This is a genomic window from Neoluteolibacter marinus, from assembly GCF_014904755.1.
GTDB classification, from domain to species: domain Bacteria; phylum Verrucomicrobiota; class Verrucomicrobiia; order Verrucomicrobiales; family Akkermansiaceae; genus Haloferula; species Haloferula marina.
The window spans coordinates 1-599 of the sequence record NZ_JACZFQ010000286.1 but is presented as its reverse complement, the minus strand read 5'-3'; the positions used below and the strand labels follow the sequence as shown (position 1 = coordinate 599).

Below are 599 nucleotides of genomic sequence, written 5' to 3'. Positions count from 1 at the left end.
CGCTCCGAGACCTCCATGTTGCGCTGGCTGCGCCGCCTCTCGGATCGCGACCTGGCGCTGGATCGCACCATGATCCCGCTGGGCTCGTGCACCATGAAGCTCAACGCCGCCGTCGAGATGGCCTCGATCACCTGGCCCGAGTTCGCGGACGTCCACCCCTACTCCCCGGCCTGGCGCATGCAGGGCTGGCAGCACCTGGTGGAGGACCTCGAGTCCCGCCTGGCCGAGCTGACCGGCTACGCCAAGGTCTCGATCCAGCCGAACGCCGGCTCCCAGGGCGAGCTCGCCGGCCTGCTGGCGATCCGCCGCTGGCACATCTCCCGCGGCGACGAGGCCCGCGACCTCGTACTGATCCCCGCCTCCGCGCACGGCACCAACGCCGCCTCCGCGGTGCTGGCCGGGCTGCGCGTGCGCGTCGTGAAGACCGCGCCGGACGGCACCGTCGACCACCACGACCTGGACAAGGCCATCGCGGACAACGAGGGCTCGATCGCCGGCATCATGATCACCTACCCCTCCACGCACGGCGTGTTCGAGGAGGACGTCCGCGAGGTCTGCGGCAAGATCCACGACGCCGGCGGCCAGGTCTACCTGGACGG

At 71.1% G+C, this 599-nt stretch carries 1 pseudogene; it reads left to right on the top strand.

The features are described from left to right. Positions 1-599, top strand: a pseudogene (locus tag IG178_RS24880) (glycine dehydrogenase (aminomethyl-transferring)); the annotation flags it as partial.